The 15,013-nt window shown below is 46.3% G+C and carries 12 protein-coding genes; 5 read left to right on the top strand and 7 right to left on the bottom strand.

What is annotated here, in order from left to right; all coding sequences use genetic code 11:
• Nucleotides 1–21: 21 nt before the first annotated feature.
• The 3 genes from DW896_RS02925 to DW896_RS02915 all read right to left on the bottom strand — a co-directional run bounded on the left by DW896_RS02925 (nucleotide 22) and on the right by DW896_RS02915 (nucleotide 5,065).
• Nucleotides 22–2,763: a heparinase II/III family protein gene (locus DW896_RS02925; RefSeq protein ID WP_009038046.1), complete on the bottom strand. Its 2,742-nt coding sequence runs from the start codon at nucleotides 2,761–2,763 to the stop codon at nucleotides 22–24.
• An 88-nt stretch (nucleotides 2,764–2,851) separates the two neighbouring features.
• Nucleotides 2,852–4,711, bottom strand: coding sequence for an SLC13 family permease (locus tag DW896_RS02920; protein WP_005832990.1), 1,860 nt, complete (start codon nucleotides 4,709–4,711; stop codon nucleotides 2,852–2,854).
• Nucleotides 4,712–4,789: 78 nt separating this feature from the next.
• A complete protein-coding gene (locus tag DW896_RS02915; RefSeq protein ID WP_005826936.1) occupies nucleotides 4,790–5,065 on the bottom strand; it encodes a putative quinol monooxygenase in 276 nt (91 codons plus the stop codon).
• A 166-nt stretch (nucleotides 5,066–5,231) separates the two neighbouring features.
• Here DW896_RS02915 and DW896_RS02910 point away from each other — a divergent pair, with 166 nt between their 5' ends.
• Nucleotides 5,232–5,525: a YtxH domain-containing protein gene (locus tag DW896_RS02910; protein WP_005826938.1), complete on the top strand. Its 294-nt coding sequence runs from the start codon at nucleotides 5,232–5,234 to the stop codon at nucleotides 5,523–5,525.
• A 169-nt stretch (nucleotides 5,526–5,694) separates the two neighbouring features.
• Here DW896_RS02910 and DW896_RS02905 read toward each other — a convergent pair whose 3' ends face one another.
• The gene (locus DW896_RS02905) at nucleotides 5,695–6,045 is read right to left on the bottom strand and encodes a helix-turn-helix domain-containing protein (protein ID WP_009038044.1); all 351 of its coding nucleotides are present in this window, start codon (nucleotides 6,043–6,045) and stop codon (nucleotides 5,695–5,697) included.
• Nucleotides 6,046–6,258: 213 nt separating this feature from the next.
• On the opposite strand from DW896_RS02905, the gene ung reads away from it, so the two are divergent.
• Nucleotides 6,259–6,921: a uracil-DNA glycosylase gene (gene ung / locus DW896_RS02900; protein WP_009038043.1), complete on the top strand. Its 663-nt coding sequence runs from the start codon at nucleotides 6,259–6,261 to the stop codon at nucleotides 6,919–6,921.
• A gap of 4 nt (nucleotides 6,922–6,925) precedes the next feature.
• Here the strand turns inward: ung and DW896_RS02895 are convergent, their stop codons facing one another.
• Nucleotides 6,926–7,633: a TIGR02757 family protein gene (locus DW896_RS02895; protein ID WP_009038042.1), complete on the bottom strand. Its 708-nt coding sequence runs from the start codon at nucleotides 7,631–7,633 to the stop codon at nucleotides 6,926–6,928.
• Between the two features lie 193 nt (nucleotides 7,634–7,826).
• On the opposite strand from DW896_RS02895, the gene DW896_RS02885 reads away from it, so the two are divergent.
• A complete protein-coding gene (locus DW896_RS02885) occupies nucleotides 7,827–8,684 on the top strand; it encodes a GyrI-like domain-containing protein (RefSeq protein WP_034529538.1) in 858 nt (285 codons plus the stop codon).
• Between the two features lie 342 nt (nucleotides 8,685–9,026).
• The gene (locus tag DW896_RS02880; RefSeq protein WP_009038040.1) at nucleotides 9,027–9,923 is read left to right on the top strand and encodes a DMT family transporter; all 897 of its coding nucleotides are present in this window, start codon (nucleotides 9,027–9,029) and stop codon (nucleotides 9,921–9,923) included.
• Nucleotides 9,924–9,929: 6 nt separating this feature from the next.
• On the opposite strand, the gene DW896_RS02875 is transcribed toward DW896_RS02880, so the two are convergent.
• Nucleotides 9,930–10,946, bottom strand: a complete 1,017-nt coding sequence (locus tag DW896_RS02875; RefSeq protein ID WP_009038039.1) for an N-acetylmuramoyl-L-alanine amidase — start codon at nucleotides 10,944–10,946, stop codon at nucleotides 9,930–9,932.
• Nucleotides 10,947–11,083: 137 nt separating this feature from the next.
• On the opposite strand from DW896_RS02875, the gene DW896_RS02870 reads away from it, so the two are divergent.
• Complete coding sequence (locus tag DW896_RS02870; protein WP_009038038.1) at nucleotides 11,084–12,364, top strand: O-acetylhomoserine aminocarboxypropyltransferase/cysteine synthase family protein; 1,281 nt, start codon at nucleotides 11,084–11,086, stop codon at nucleotides 12,362–12,364.
• A gap of 64 nt (nucleotides 12,365–12,428) precedes the next feature.
• Here the strand turns inward: DW896_RS02870 and DW896_RS02865 are convergent, their stop codons facing one another.
• The gene (locus DW896_RS02865; protein ID WP_009038037.1) at nucleotides 12,429–14,933 is read right to left on the bottom strand and encodes a family 20 glycosylhydrolase; all 2,505 of its coding nucleotides are present in this window, start codon (nucleotides 14,931–14,933) and stop codon (nucleotides 12,429–12,431) included.
• Nucleotides 14,934–15,013 lie beyond the last annotated feature (80 nt).

Genomic DNA, 15,013 nt, shown 5'->3' with positions numbered 1-15,013 from the left:
AAAATAGAGGGAATGATATAACTATCTTCCCAAATATTCCAATCCTTTTGTAGCCTTAGCTTTGTATGTCTGTCCCTTTATTGTAATCGTACAATCGGCAGAGGCTTCATAATACCACCCATCCAGTTGATGTTCCAACAAAACATTTGCAGTTTTTTCAGATTTTATAGTAACCCGAGGAGTTTGCAGCAAAGTACCGTTTCCCAAAAACAATGTAGTTTCTTTTCCCGCCTTGTTTCCGCATAAAGCATAAACAGCTTTTGCCTTCATATCCCCCATGCCGCAAAGGTGCGACGCGTTGTCTGAGGATAAAATACAATCCTTACGACCATTCCTCTGTTCAACGCAAACTGCGACATGGCTCCCTTTGTCCTTACATTCCACCTCCGGAAAAGTGACAGACTCAATCTGTCCCGGTTCGTTTACCGAAGACGGCTCATAGATTGCCACAAACGGACGGCTCCATGCCTCTCCTGACTGTCTGGCAACAAATGTCAGGGTAGGCTGTTCCTTGATATTGTAGGGCATCCCCGGAGTACGGCTATAACCTTCAGTCATGGGAGACAAAGCGGTAAAGACTTTACGGTCTTTTTCCCCTTTCATCCACAAGTTCATGGAAATATCATCTCCGTCTTTCATGTCGATAGTGAAAGAGGCCTTTACATCCTTAGCCGTCTGCACTGCTTTCTTGTTGTAGATATAAGAATAGGCATACAAATGTGCGCCGGCAAAAGAGAGTTCTTCGGTAGGCTGTAACCCCAAATCGGTACCGTCTGTACCGGTCAGTGAAAGCGTCTGCCCAAGATTGTGATAAAAATAATCATGCATTTTGTCTCCACCCTGCACTTTACGGCTACGGAATATGTCAACATAGTAACCGGTTTCCGGTCCCGTGGTGACGATGCTCGTCAGACGGGTCTGGTCGGCACAACTCTCCGGTTCGCGGAAGTAAACTTCACTATATGTAATCGGATAAAATTCTCCTTTCTTTGATACCGGTGCCGGAAAGCAAGAGTTCACACGGAAAGCATGGTTACTCTTCATTACCGGATAGCTCGATATACCGTCTACACAAACCGTATTATGACTGGGAAACTGGGAATAATATTCCAAGTAATCCAATCCGCTATACAGATACAAGCCGATACCGGCATCGGGACCCAAAACATAGCCTTTGCCATAAAGCTCCATAGAGATTCCGTTGGCGTGCATGTGATTGCCTTCACTGCCATTCAGCGATACCATAAGGCTGTGGCGTGGATGCATCCCGTTGCGCTGCACCAACCATGACACATTCGGAGCATAGAACAACGGTGATACATAATCTTCTATCTTGCCAGCCTTAATATCAGGATTCAGCACCAATGGTTTATCGTCAAAAAAAGAATTGATGGAGACACGGGCATTCCGTTTCCCGTTCGCCTCACCCATATCTGGCTTCAAGCACTTCAACAAAGCCGTGAAATAATCCTCCTGCTCTTTCTTGCCATTGACCTGGGCATTCCCTATCATGCGGATTATTGGAGAAGTATTCAAATAACCGGGATGGGTATCACCAAATCCGCACATCATCCGGTTGGGGAACAGATATTGGGGAGTAGCGGCTACTGCTTTCGGAATAACCGGCAAATCCAGAGTCAAATCATATCCCAAATTACGGTCGAACAGATTGGTGAAGTTGGCATAGTCATTAAGTACAACACCACTGTAACCGGGACACTCCGCCCAAATACCGGTATTTGAGTCATAGCCATAATCCGCCAGTTTCTTCAGGCTCCATTGACGGATACTGGAACGGTTGAGCACATAATCAATGTAGTACTCACGCCCCTTACCGTCGGCATAACATCTATTATCTTCCAAAATCATGCCAATGTCCATGACATAACGCGCCTGCATCAGGTTCCAGTTGTTATGAGGCACTCCGTTTGCTATGATATTGTCTGCCCATTTCTTGAAAGCTCCGGCATAGATTTCCAGTTTATCGGCATAATTGCTATGTAAATAGCCGTAAAGAAAATCATAAAGAGGAACTATATCTTTAAGAATATCTTCGTGGATTACCTCGAAAGAAGTCATGCCCACCAAAGTTTGCTGGTGCCCATGATTCAGGTCAACGGGGACATTCCGATAATAGATGCCCTGCATGTAGGTATCAAAAACTCCGGCTGCCAATTTTGCATATTTCTCATCATCCGTCAGCCAGTAAAGGAAAGCTGCATCACGGGCAATGCCCATAATTTCACGGTTCAGGCTTTCTATGTTACGACCGGTTTTGGAAGGGTGCACACTTTCCATGGGGCGTCCCGGCAAAGAGTTGTTGCAAAACGTAACATTGCCACCGACGTCATCGTAAGGAACGACATCTTCCAACTTCGGACGACTGTGTGTAGCAAAGGTCCCTCGTGTCCCCGTATAGCGTACGGTTGGAACTGGAGCTTTTTCTCCACCGGCATAATCAAAGGTTTCACCTTTTACATATACATCCGTGGCATGCGATTCCCAATACATGGCAAGTCGCGAAAGCAACCATTCCGGCTGTGCTTCTGTCAACCGGACATAAACATCCGTCTTGCTTTTCAGCTTTCCGAACACTTCTTCCGCCCACGGTTCATTACTTATCAACTTCAAAGTAGTCTCTTTTCCACCGGCATCAGTCAGATAACGCGGATGCCCTTGGGGAAGATTCATAGACAGAGTGTTGAGCTGTGCCTGCAATAATACAGAAAAGAAAATTGCCATTAATAAAAGAATCTTTTTCATAGTATCTATCTTTTTTCCTTTTAATACGTACAATCTCCTCTTTACACTCAACCAATAAGTGTGTTTTTTCCAATTAATAAGAATATATCTAAAAAGGAAACAGCAACGGCAACACAAATACCATCACCACTCCCATAATAATCTGCAACGGGAGCCCCACTTTTATATAATCCATGAATGTATATTGTCCTGCCGGCATCACCAGTGCATTGGGCGGTGTAGAGAACGGAGAAGCGAAACACATGCTTGCCGCAACCGTCACGGCAAACAAGAACGGAACGGGACTTACTCCAATCTGAATCGCACTTTGAAGAGCAATAGGGGCCATCAGCACTGCCGTCACCGTATTGCTGATGAACATGGTCATCAATGAAGTGGTGAAATAGATACCTGCCATCAACACAATAGGACCATAACTGCCCAATCCGCTCACAAGACTGTTGGATATATATTCCGAGGCACCGGTTTTTTCGAGTGCAAGAGACATGGGGAGCATGGCTGCAAAGAGTACAATTGTTTCCCAGTTTATCGTTTTATAGGCGGCTTCCACATTCCTGAAACATCCCGTCAGCACCATCAGCAAGCCGGCAATCATCACCGCTGTCACCGGGGCCACGGGAATAAAGTCGAAGACCATCATGGCAACCATCAGCACCATGATAGCGGCAGCTATGGGCGCTTTATAATCCAGCGTCACTTTGGCGGCTTCTGCCAAAGGCTGCCCCAATACCACCCAATCGGAATCTTCCCTGCTTATCCGTGCGATGTCCTGCCACGCACCCTGCACCAGCAAAACATCGCCACTATGCATACGCTCACGTCCCAATTCACGTAATATATATTCCTTCTTACGACGGATGCCCAATACATTTACATTAAATTTATCACGGAACCCCGCTTCCTTCACCGTCCGGTTCACAATATTGGAAGAGGGCATCAACACGATTTCGGCAATTCCGATGTCATAAAAGTCAAGGGACTTGTCGGCTTTAGAGGCTTCTTCAGTGGTATGCCCGTCGAGCATTTCCATTAAAAAGTCTTCAGCAAAACGATTTACGTTCGATACCTCTCCCGTAATATAAAGCACGTCGCCCACCCAAATAGTCGTATCGGGTGATGCCAATTTCTGGGTAATAGTTTTCAGGAATCTATGTTGGGAAGAGTCTACACGCCGTACTTCAATGATATTCAGACCATACTTGCGGCGTACATCCAGGTCTATGATGGTTTTTCCTATCAGACGGGAGTCATTGACAGCCCTCAAACGGAACAGGTTGCTGGAAAGTCCGTACTCCTGTACCAGTTGGTCCAATGATTTACCCGACAATGTTCCGTCATTCTTTTTGCCTTTCTTGGAGAGAAACCATTTGGTCAGAGGCATTAAAACCAAAGTTCCCACTATCACGCACACAATGCCCACCGGCAAGAAGGAGAAGAAAGACAGCGGTTCAAAGCCCGCTCCCGTCAATGTATTCTGAATGACCAAGTTAGGAGGCGTACCGATAAGTGTCATCATACCGCCCATGCTGCTGGCAAAAGCCAAAGGCATCAATAGACGGCTAGGATTCATTCCGGCACTCAGTGCCAAGCTCACCACGATAGGCAGCATCAAAGCCACCGTTCCCGTATTGCTCACAAAAGCACCAATGGCAGAGGTAACCAGCATCACCAGCAAGAAGAGTTTCAGCTCGCTTTTGCCTGCCAGCTTTAAAATGCGCGAACTTATCATTTTAGCCAGCCCGGTCTGAAAAATGGCGCCGCCCACAACGAACAAGCCCACCATCATAATCACCACCGAGTTGGAGAAGCCGGAAAGGGCCTCTTCAGGAGTAAGAATCTGAAATATCAATAAACCAATCAGCGCACAAAGCGCCACAATGTCCGAACGGACTTTGCCTGCTACAAAAAAGGCAGCGGAGAGAACAAGGATAATAAGGGTAATCAGCATAAATATGTATATTAAGAATGCACAAATATACTTATTTACGCATGATCACACAACCCCTTACTACCTCAAATTACTGATTCAGAACTCGAATTTTTCCAACTTCATGGCAGCCAGCCCCTGGATTTTGGGCACCAGGGCCACAAAATGGTCTGCTTTTTCATGGGCAGACAATGACTCTGCATCTTTCCATGTTTCACAAATCATAAGAACATCGCTGCGAGTGGCGCTCTCAAACACATCATAAGCAATGCATCCATTGTCCTTCAAGGAATATGCGACCAGTTCTTTGGCAGATTCCAATACTGCGGCACGGTTCTCCGCACTTACCTGAATAAAAACATTTAATCTAATCATACTTGTATAAATTTTAAGTGCATCGCAAATTTAAGCAGAATAAATATCTCCACCAACAAAAGTAAATTGTTATTAATTCCTTTCCCGCCGGATGAACCAATCTTTGGCAAGTATGTTGTCTCATCAGAATTGATTCTAACTTTAACTATTAAAAACTGACTTGATTATGAAATGTAAAGATTCTAATTTCTGGATCGGACTGGGAATAGGTTCGGTTGCCGGTGCATTGGCCTACCACTTCTCCCGTACGGAGAAAGCTAAAAAGCTGGAAGATGCCATATGCCGTGCCATCCACAAAGCAAATGGCGAAGCCAAGGAGTTCATTAACACTGCTGAAGAAGAAGCATTGCACGTTGGCACCAAAGTAGCAGACAAGATGGCCCATGAGGCCCATGAGGCCGCAGAGAAAGCTGACAATCTGAAAAACAAGGTTCACAATTTTGCCGATGCTAAGAAATAAAACAAGCACTTGGAAACTTCTGAAGGGGTGTGTCAAAATTCACCACAGATTACACGGATTAACACAGAATGAGCTTAATCTACTGATAATCAAAGATGCTTATCTGTGCAAATCTGTGTAATCTGTGGTGAATACCAGTTTCGACACACCCTCTTTGCATATCGACCCATCAGTTCTGCAGACTGCGCCGATTCAAAATATCATTCATATGCTCCAATGCCCATCCTACCAAAGATTCGATATGCGGCATCAGGCTACATCCGGTTTCTGTAAGGTTATACTCCACACGAGGAGGAACTTCCGCATAGACTTTCCTGACAATCAGCCCGTCCGTCTCCAATGAGCGCAATGTAACCGTCAGCATCCGCTGGGAAATATCCCCTATGGTTTTCTGTATATCGCAAAAGCGCATCGTTCCATTCGCTTTCAGTGTGACCAGCACAAGCATTGTCCATTTGTCTCCCAACCTGCTCAGTACATCCCGTACCGGACAAGCATCCATACGATGAAAATTTTCCATTCCTTTATTTTACCAATCAGTTCAACCTCAACAATGACGGCTTTATGCTTAGTGTCCGGCATTGCACCACAAAAGTAATAAACTTACTCAAAATAACTATCGTTTCATACGATAATTAAAACATTCTTTATACTCGTAAATGCATCTGCCTCATCCGGATTATTTGTATTTTTGCAACATCGTTTCCTATTCATATGTAACTGCAAGACTCTTATGAACGTAAAAATAGAAGAAAGCTGGAGAAAACGCCTGCAAGAGGAGTTTGACAAACCTTATTTTGAGAAGCTGGTAGCATTTGTAAAAAGTGAGTATGGACATGCCAACGTGCTACCTCCCGGCCATCAAATTTTCCACGTCTTCAACTCTTGCCCGTTCGAGAAAGTGAAAGTCGTCATACTCGGACAAGACCCTTATCCTAATCCCGGTCAGTATTATGGAGTCTGCTTTTCCGTACCGAAAGGAATAGCCATTCCCGGTTCTCTGGCAAACATATTCAAGGAAATACATCAGGACTTGGGAAAGCCCATTCCGACTTCCGGAAATCTGGACCGTTGGGTAGCGCAAGGCGTGTTTCCTATGAATTCCGTCCTCACAGTACGTGCCCACGAAACCGGCTCGCACCGGAACATGGGATGGGAAATCTTCACAGACGCTGTTATCAAGAAACTGAGTGAAGAACGGGAGAATCTTGTATTCATGCTTTGGGGAGCGTACGCCAAAGAAAAAGCCGCTTTAATCAATAGCAGCAGACACTTGATTCTGACTACCGTCCATCCGTCCCCACGTTCTGCCGAATACGGATTCTTCGGTTGCAGGCACTTCAGTAAAGCCAACGATTTCTTACGGAGCAGAGGGATACAAGAAATAGACTGGTAACACGCTACAATACTCCGCTGACTCCGCTTCCAAACAAAGCAAAGTCCCCCAGGCACGGGTCGTCCGGAAAGGCCTCTGCCAGAGCTTCAGTAATCCGGCGGGCATTCTTCAAAGAAAATGTTTCTGTCTCGGTGAGTCCCAAAGCATAGGCCACACGGCAGACATGCGTGTCCAAAGGCACAATCAGGTCCCTGCAATCAAATCTCTCCCAAATACCAAAATCCACTTCCGGACCTTTCCTTATCATCCAGCGCAGAAACATGTTCAGTTTCTTCTGGGGGCTCTTTGCCGAGACTTCCAAAAATGCGCATAACCTTTCCATCGGATTACCTGCATACGTACATAAGGCATCCTCCAGACTGTCAAAAGCAGAATAGGCAGCATGCAAACGCCTGAAATAGGAATGAAAGTCAGCATAAGAAAGCATTCGGTAAAAACTGCTTCTGTCCGTAGCAGGGAAGTCATTCTTCCATCGGCAGGACAACACGTATTGATGAGGTGATACCCCCATCAACCTATGCAACTCTTCAGCCTTTTTCAATATCTGTTTACGGTTGCCGAAACTCATGATGGCAGTCAGCAGCCCACTGATTTCAATATCCTGCTTCCGTTCATAGCGATGTGGAAACTGTACGGGGTCGTTCTGAATGAAGCCGGCGCAATGATAGGCCGCCGCCCACTCCCAAAGTTGTCTTTTAATCTCCTCGGTCATCTGCAAGCATTTGTTTTTTCATCTGAAATGCAAAGATATTGCAAATCGAATGCAAAACTTTCATGCTTGCACGAAAAAGTTGTGCCGGGATATAGCTTATCTTATTTAAAGATATTGCATTTATAGCAACATCGGACAAGTAACCTATTTCTTTTCCTCCTATTTTTGCAACATGAAAAAGCCCAATAGAGCCATGCAGCAGAAAAAGACAACCCAGGAGGAATACCAAAAGTGTGTGAACGCAGTAGTGGATTATATAAATCTGCACCTCGGAGAAGAAATTGACCTGAAATCTTTGGCCAGGATTTCCCATTTCTCTCCCTTCTACTTCCACCGCATCATGAAAGCTTTCCTGGGTGAACCCGTCGGTACGTTCATTGTCCGGACGCGTACCGAAGCCGCTGCCCGGTTGCTTCGTTACTCGGACATGCCGATAGCGGACATAGCCTACCGTATAGGCTACTCTTCGCCTTCGTCACTGTCGAAAGTATTCAAGCAGTTCTACGGCATTTCACCATTAGAATACCGTAACAATAAAAACTTTGTAATTATGAAACCAGCCATTATTCGTCCGGAACTGGAACTGAAACACGAAATCAAAGAAGTTCCTGCCAGAAATGTGATTTACATCCGCCTCTTTGGCGACTATAAACTGAACGACTATTGCAGCGCATGGATGCGCCTTTGCCAGTTCATCCAGGAAGAAAAACTGCCTATGGGAGAAGTGATGCCCTACTGTATCTATCACGATGACCCCAAAGTGACACCCGCTGAAAAGCTGCGTACCGATGTATGTATGGTCCTACCCTCATTTGCAACGGCCAAAGGAGACATCGGATTTAAACAGCTCGCGGCAGGCCGCTATGCCATATTCCTATACAAAGGTCCATACGAACATCTGCAGGCCGTATACGATACCATCTACGGGAAGTATATCCCCGAAATGGAATGTAGCTTACGGGATGAGTCCAGTGCGGAACGTTACCTGAACAACCCCGCAGATACGGCGCCGGAGGAACTGTTGACAGAGATTTATATTCCGGTAGAGTAGGCAAACTGTTCTGCCGGAGCTATCAGACTTTCTCCCCGGAAGAGTTTAGGAGCCGGACAGCGAACAAGTATTCGTTCCTCCATGGAGTAAAAATCGTTCCACCATGGTGGAACGATTTTTACTCCGCGGTGGAATGATTTTTACCTCATGATGGAACGAATAAATATCAGGCAAGCCGGTCGATACTATATTAGATACCCATATCTATACTGTATTGTAAAAAAGGGACACTCCCTTGTCTGTATGCTTGTTTTTATTCATTAATTTTGCACGACGCAATGCGAATCAAGCAATTGACGCAAACAGATAATTTTAAAATCTCCATTAAAATCAAGATAAAAAATGCAAAATGTTTCCATAAAAGGGTTTATATATGCGGCTCTCTCCTCTGCCACCTTCGGGCTGGCTCCTTTCTTCACCATTTCATTACTCCTTGCGGGCTTCTCCTCTTTCGAAGTATTGGCCTACCGATGGGGAATAGCTTCACTTACCTTGGTCGTTTTCGGCATTATGCTGGGCGAGACATTCCGCATCAGCAGGAAAGACTGGGGAACGGTGTTCATCCTCAGCCTGCTCCGAGCAGCTACCTCCTTCAGTCTGGTCATCGCCTATCAGAACATATCCAGCGGAGTGGCATCCACCATTCATTTCATGTATCCGCTGGCCGTGGCACTGGCCATGATGGGCTTTTTCGGAGAAAAGAGGTCATTCGCCATTCTGTTTGCCGTGTTGGTGTCACTAAGCGGAGCTGGACTTTTGTCATCCGGCAAAATAGACTTTGAAGGAGGAAACACGACCATCGGGCTGATTGCTGCCGGTCTGTCCGTATTCTTTTATGGAGGATATATCGTAGGAGTAAGGAAGAGCCGTGCCGTGCAGATTCCCTCCACTGCATTGACATGCTACGTAATGGGGCTGGGAGCCTTGTTCTTTATTATAGGAGGATATCTGACCGGAGGCATCCGGCTGGCCAATGATACCTACACATGGCTGAATATTCTCGGACTGGCGCTGCCGGCAACAGCTATATCCAACATCACCCTGGTAAAAGCCATTAAATACATAGGGCCTACACTGACTTCCATTTTCGGGGCCTTGGAACCTCTGACAGCCGTAGTTATCGGTTGCCTGATATTCAATGAAAGCTTCACACCGGCCAGCGCCATCGGCATGGCGCTGATAATAACGGCCGTTACAGTCGTGGTGGTACACGAAAAGAAAAAGGAGAGTGAGAGTTGATTGTCCTTATTTCGCCTTTTTATAATCCGTGATGAAACCCTCCATCATCCACTTGGCCAAGGCCTGGCGGTTCGAACTGATTACAAAACGGCGCTGGTCAAAAGTGTTCTGGATATTTCCCAATTCCACGAATACGGAAGCGGGAGAAGTATTGGCTAACACATAAAGATTGCGTGCGCTGACAGTTCCGGTAAACCCACGGTTGGGCTGGTGCTTGTCATATTTCGATTCGAAAGTTTTCTTCATGGTCTTAGCCAGACGCTTGCTGTCGGGCTTGCTTTTAGAGTGGTAAAAGAACACATCGGTCTGATGGCTCTTACTGCGACTGTCCACATGAAGAAAAATGGCACGGCAATATTTATAGTTCTTGCGGTCCTTCTTGTAAAACTCATTGATTTTGGCGCAACGTTGCCGGAGACGTGCCACTTGGTTCAAGGGTATGGGAGCTCCCATGCACGTCTCACGTTTGCTGTTGGAAAGGTACTTGTCATCACGGATTCCGTCTTTAGCATCCTGGATAATGATACGGACTTCCGCCCCCTCTTGCATCAAGTTACGGGCAAGGCGCAAAGCCACATCATACGCATACTCATCTTCATGCAGTTCTATTTTGCCGATTCTGCCGATAGCTCCGGGGTCGGGGCCTCCATGCCCGCTCACTACATAAAAACAAGCGCCCTGCAAACGGTTGGATGTCACTTTTACACTGGCAAGCGCTTTCCCGAACAAAGGTTCATTGATTGTCTTCTTCCCATTGCCAACCGGCTTTGATAATGGGGGCAGTACATACTTCACTCCCAGCCGCAATTCCTCCTTCCCTTTAAGAAGTTTCTTGTTCAGCTCCAAAAACTCCTTATAATAGGCTCTCCCCGGGCGCTTGTTACGTTCCAGGAAAACAGAGATTCCTTCTCCACGTCTCGGACTATCCCGCTCTTCCTGAGCCGAAGCATTAAAAGCAAACAAAGTACAAAAGAAGATGGTCAGTAAACAAAATATGCGTTTCATATTCCAATTATTCATCATTTATTCGGTTCGCTACAAATTTCCAGCCGCTAATTTATAGCATTTTACCATACTTAAGCACAAAATTATAATTTTTTCCCTACTTTTGCGACAACTTACGCGATAATAGATAAGAAACTTTTAAAACAGATAACATTATGGCAAAGCAATTCAAGCCGGAGACGCTGTGCGTACAAGCCGGATGGACTCCTAAAAAGGGCGAGCCCCGTGTACTCCCCATCTATCAAAGTACAACTTTCAAATATGATACCAGCGAACAGATGGCACGCTTGTTCGACCTTGAAGACAGCGGCTATTTCTATACCCGCCTGCAGAACCCTACGAACGATGCAGTAGCCGCCAAGATTGCCGCCCTCGAAGGTGGTGTGGCCGCTATGCTGACATCCAGCGGACAAGCAGCCAACTTCTATGCCATTTTCAATATCTGCCAGGCAGGAGACCATTTTGTTTGCTCCTCTACCATCTATGGCGGAACATTCAACCTCTTCGGAGTAACTTTGAAGAAATTGGGCATCGACGTCACTTTCGTCAACCCAGATGCCAGCGAGAAAGAAATTTCCGCTGCTTTCCGCCCCAATACCAAGGCCCTATTCGGCGAAACCATCTCCAACCCTACGCTCGAAGTGCTCGATATAGAGAAGTTTGCACGCATTGCCCACAGCCACGGCGTGCCCTTGATTGTGGACAACACCTTCCCTACCCCTATCAACTGCCGCCCGTTTGAGTGGGGTGCCGACATCGTAGTACACTCTACTACCAAATACATGGACGGACATGCCACCAGTGTAGGTGGAGCCATTGTAGACAGCGGTAACTTCGATTGGGATGCACACGCCGACAAATTCCCCGGACTGTGCACACCGGACGAGTCTTACCACGGACTGACTTATACGAAAGCCTTCGGCAAAATGGCTTACATCACCAAGGCTACAGCCCAACTGATGCGCGACCTGGGCAGCATCCAGTCTCCACAAAACGCATTCCTGCTGAACCTGGGTCTGGAAACACTACACCTGCGTATGCCCCAACATTGCAAGAATGCACAAGCGGTAGCCGAGTATCTTGCCCAGAACGATAAAGTGGCTTGGGTGAATTATTGTGGTCTGCCGGGCGACAAATACTACGAGCAGGCACAGAAGTACATGCCGAACGGCTCTTGCGGCGTTGTCACCTTCGGCTTGAAGGGCGGACGGGAAGAGTCTATCAAGTTTATGGATTCACTGAAACTGGCGGCCATCGTGACTCATGTGGCCGATGCACGTACTTGCGTGCTGCACCCAGCCAGCCATACACACCGCCAGTTGACAGACGAGCAGCTGATGGAGGCAGGTGTACGCCCCGACCTGATTCGCTTCTCGGTAGGTATAGAGAATGCAGAGGATATTATTGCCGACATCGAACAAGCGCTGAACGCCTAAAGGAATAAACAAAAGGGAGTGCATTGTCCGAAAATGCACTCCCTTTTCATTTCAATATTCTCTATTACTCAACATTCAATATAATCGTCAAACTTTCCTTGCCTTGGTAGAAGGTCTTTGCTTTCACTACCAGGGAACCACACTTCACCGGTTCTTTCCATAAGGTTGACTGGGCAGTAGGTTCCGAACCATCAGTTGTGTAACGTACTTCAGCACCATCAATGGCCACATTAGCATACAGATTTCCATCTTTTACCAATAATCCCGGCTGAGGCAAGCGGAAGTTAATCCCATTCTTTGCCCAATAAGGCATTTCACTCTTGCTGATTTTCTCATAATAAAGTGCCAAAGCCTGATTGAAAGCCTGCTGCTCCCGCACGCCGGACAGGTTTTCCCATACCGGATGAGCATTCCAGCCACGTTCTGCCAGCCCTAAGATTTTGGGGAAAAGAAGATATTCCACGCCATCAAAACTACGGATAGTTTCGGCAAACAATTGCCCTTGTACACCCATAATATGCTTCTTGCCTATCTCTGTCAAAGCAGTCTTCCCCTTTTCCGCATTATCCAAATCAATGGGATTGCCTGCCATATCCACACGCAGCGAACGATAAATGCTGAAAGGAAGCATAGAGAAAGAGACAGACTCATCCACATAACCTCCCCAATCGAGTCCACGCTCGTCCGGATGACCATTGTAAGCCATATCCATATAGAAATTGCCCACGTTGCAAAGGATGACCGGGTAACCGTTATTGGCTGTCTGATAAACCACTTCATCAGAGCCCGGTACAGTATTCCAGCAATACACACCGGCAGCCTGGCCCCTCAACTGTTGATGAGCCTCTTCGGTATGCCCCAAAGCAACTTCCTGCCAACCACTGAATTTCAGTCCGTTCTTCTGCATCACATCCGCCATTTGCGTAATGAAATACTCCGACAAATCATGAGCTTTCGTCATGCCTTTTTCCTTCATCAGCTCTTGGCATTTCGGAGAGCCCATCCACACGCCGCGAGGCACTTCGTCACCACCCAAATGCACTGTGGACAATGAAAGACCGGCTTCCTGATACATCGCATTAAGTTCCTGAATCACCTTCTCCATAAAACGGTAGGTAGAAGGCAAGGCGACATTCATCACATTGTCCGTATAATATTGTACAGAAACATAACGTGAAGTATCTTCCGGTTCACTCAATATATATTCTGTAGCTTTTCCCGGATCAGTTTCAAAATATTTGTTATAGCGTGCCTTCATGGAGACAATGGCAGCGCGGGCATGCCCCGGAGATTCTATTTCCGGAACAATGCGGACATGTCTTTCGGCAGCATACTTCAGCAAATCAATAAATTCCTCGCGGCTATAATATCCATTGCCTACAGTCTTTGCATCAGGGTCATAGCCACCGTCATAACATGGGTAGAGGCACTGGCTTTCGTCAGTGGTATGCCCGCGACGGCTACCCACAGCAGTCAGTTCCTCCAAACCGGGAATCTCCAAACGCCAGGCTTCATCATCACAAAAATGGAAATGCAGGACATTCAATTTATAAGATGCAAAAATATCCACCAGTTTCTTCAAGTTCTCCGGAGCGGTGAAATTACGGGCAATATCTATCATTTGTCCACGATATGCCAAGTCCGGATAATCCCGAATGGAGACTGCCTCCAGCAAATAAGGTGTCTGCTTGCCCTTCAACATTGACAAAAGTGTCTGTGTACCATTAAAAATGCCATGAGGAGTGGCAGCACTGATTTTTATCAGGTTGTCACCTATATTGATAGTATAATATTCATCATTTACGGCCTCCTTCCTATCAAGCAGTTCTTCCAGCACAATCTTCACGGAAGCATTTCCGACAACTTCCAAACCATACAAACCAGTCAGTTTCTCTTTCAGCAACTTGGCTTCACCGGCAAAGTTCTCCGGAAATGCCAAAGCTACCTTACCTTCCAATACGACATTATCGCCTTCAATGGCTACCACTTTCTTTACAGACGGAAGAATGTCTGACTGCACCAAAGCAGGAGCACCAGCCAAGCGAAGATTGGATTCATAAATCTTAGTCGCATCCGGATAGCCGCTCATTGACTCGGGAGAAGGAAGCGGCAGCGCCTTCAAAGCCACGGGCAACGGACTGCCCTCTTTACCATCCACAGTCTCCACCCAATAAGTTCCTTCCGGTACATGGGAGTTCCGGTCCAGCTTGTAAGTGCAAAGGAAAGTAATCCGCATGGAATCACCGGGAGCCAGCGAAGCAAATTCGTCTGTCGGATACATTTTGAAAAAATTACCGTTCACTACCTCTACCTTCACTTCAGAGGCTCCTTCCTGCTTCACCCCTCGGGGAAGCTGTGAATAGTAAATCGTCCAGTTCTTTTTTAGAGGTTTTTGAGAGATATTCTTGAGAATAAAGGTATTCTCATAATATCCGGGTTCGATGTCACTTGCACCCATTTCCCAGGTCAGAGCAACCGGTGCCTTAGGTTCATTACTCGTTTTACATCCAGCAAATAGTGCCATTACACAAAATAATAATCCTGCCAGAGGAAGTTTCAAAATTCTCATGCAACTCATGTGTTAAGTTAATAAATGGGGGTAATTTCTAAAATCTGATGCCAAAAATAAGCATTTTAAGCTAATTAACT

It is taken from the genome of Bacteroides sp. AM41-16 (genome assembly GCF_003603495.1).
Taxonomy (GTDB): Bacteria; Bacteroidota; Bacteroidia; order Bacteroidales; family Bacteroidaceae; genus Bacteroides; species Bacteroides uniformis.
The sequence above is the reverse complement of the archived record's forward strand: the minus strand, read 5'-3'. Positions and strand labels throughout refer to the sequence as shown.

Excerpts from the sequence above, each read along its gene's own strand:
- DW896_RS02925 (WP_009038046.1), bottom strand. The coding sequence starts at position 2,763 with ATGAAAAAGATTCTTTTATTAATGGCAATTTTCTTTTCTGTATTATTG.
- DW896_RS02920 (WP_005832990.1), bottom strand. The coding sequence starts at position 4,711 with ATGCTGATTACCCTTATTATCCTTGTTCTCTCCGCTGCCTTTTTTGTA.
- DW896_RS02915 (WP_005826936.1), bottom strand. The coding sequence starts at position 5,065 with ATGATTAGATTAAATGTTTTTATTCAGGTAAGTGCGGAGAACCGTGCC.
- DW896_RS02910 (WP_005826938.1), top strand. The coding sequence starts at position 5,232 with ATGAAATGTAAAGATTCTAATTTCTGGATCGGACTGGGAATAGGTTCG.
- DW896_RS02905 (WP_009038044.1), bottom strand. The coding sequence starts at position 6,045 with ATGGAAAATTTTCATCGTATGGATGCTTGTCCGGTACGGGATGTACTG.
- ung (WP_009038043.1), top strand. The coding sequence starts at position 6,259 with ATGAACGTAAAAATAGAAGAAAGCTGGAGAAAACGCCTGCAAGAGGAG.
- DW896_RS02895 (WP_009038042.1), bottom strand. The coding sequence starts at position 7,633 with ATGACCGAGGAGATTAAAAGACAACTTTGGGAGTGGGCGGCGGCCTAT.
- DW896_RS02885 (WP_034529538.1), top strand. The coding sequence starts at position 7,827 with ATGCAGCAGAAAAAGACAACCCAGGAGGAATACCAAAAGTGTGTGAAC.
- DW896_RS02880 (WP_009038040.1), top strand. The coding sequence starts at position 9,027 with ATGCAAAATGTTTCCATAAAAGGGTTTATATATGCGGCTCTCTCCTCT.
- DW896_RS02875 (WP_009038039.1), bottom strand. The coding sequence starts at position 10,946 with ATGATGAATAATTGGAATATGAAACGCATATTTTGTTTACTGACCATC.
- DW896_RS02870 (WP_009038038.1), top strand. The coding sequence starts at position 11,084 with ATGGCAAAGCAATTCAAGCCGGAGACGCTGTGCGTACAAGCCGGATGG.
- DW896_RS02865 (WP_009038037.1), bottom strand. The coding sequence starts at position 14,933 with ATGAGAATTTTGAAACTTCCTCTGGCAGGATTATTATTTTGTGTAATG.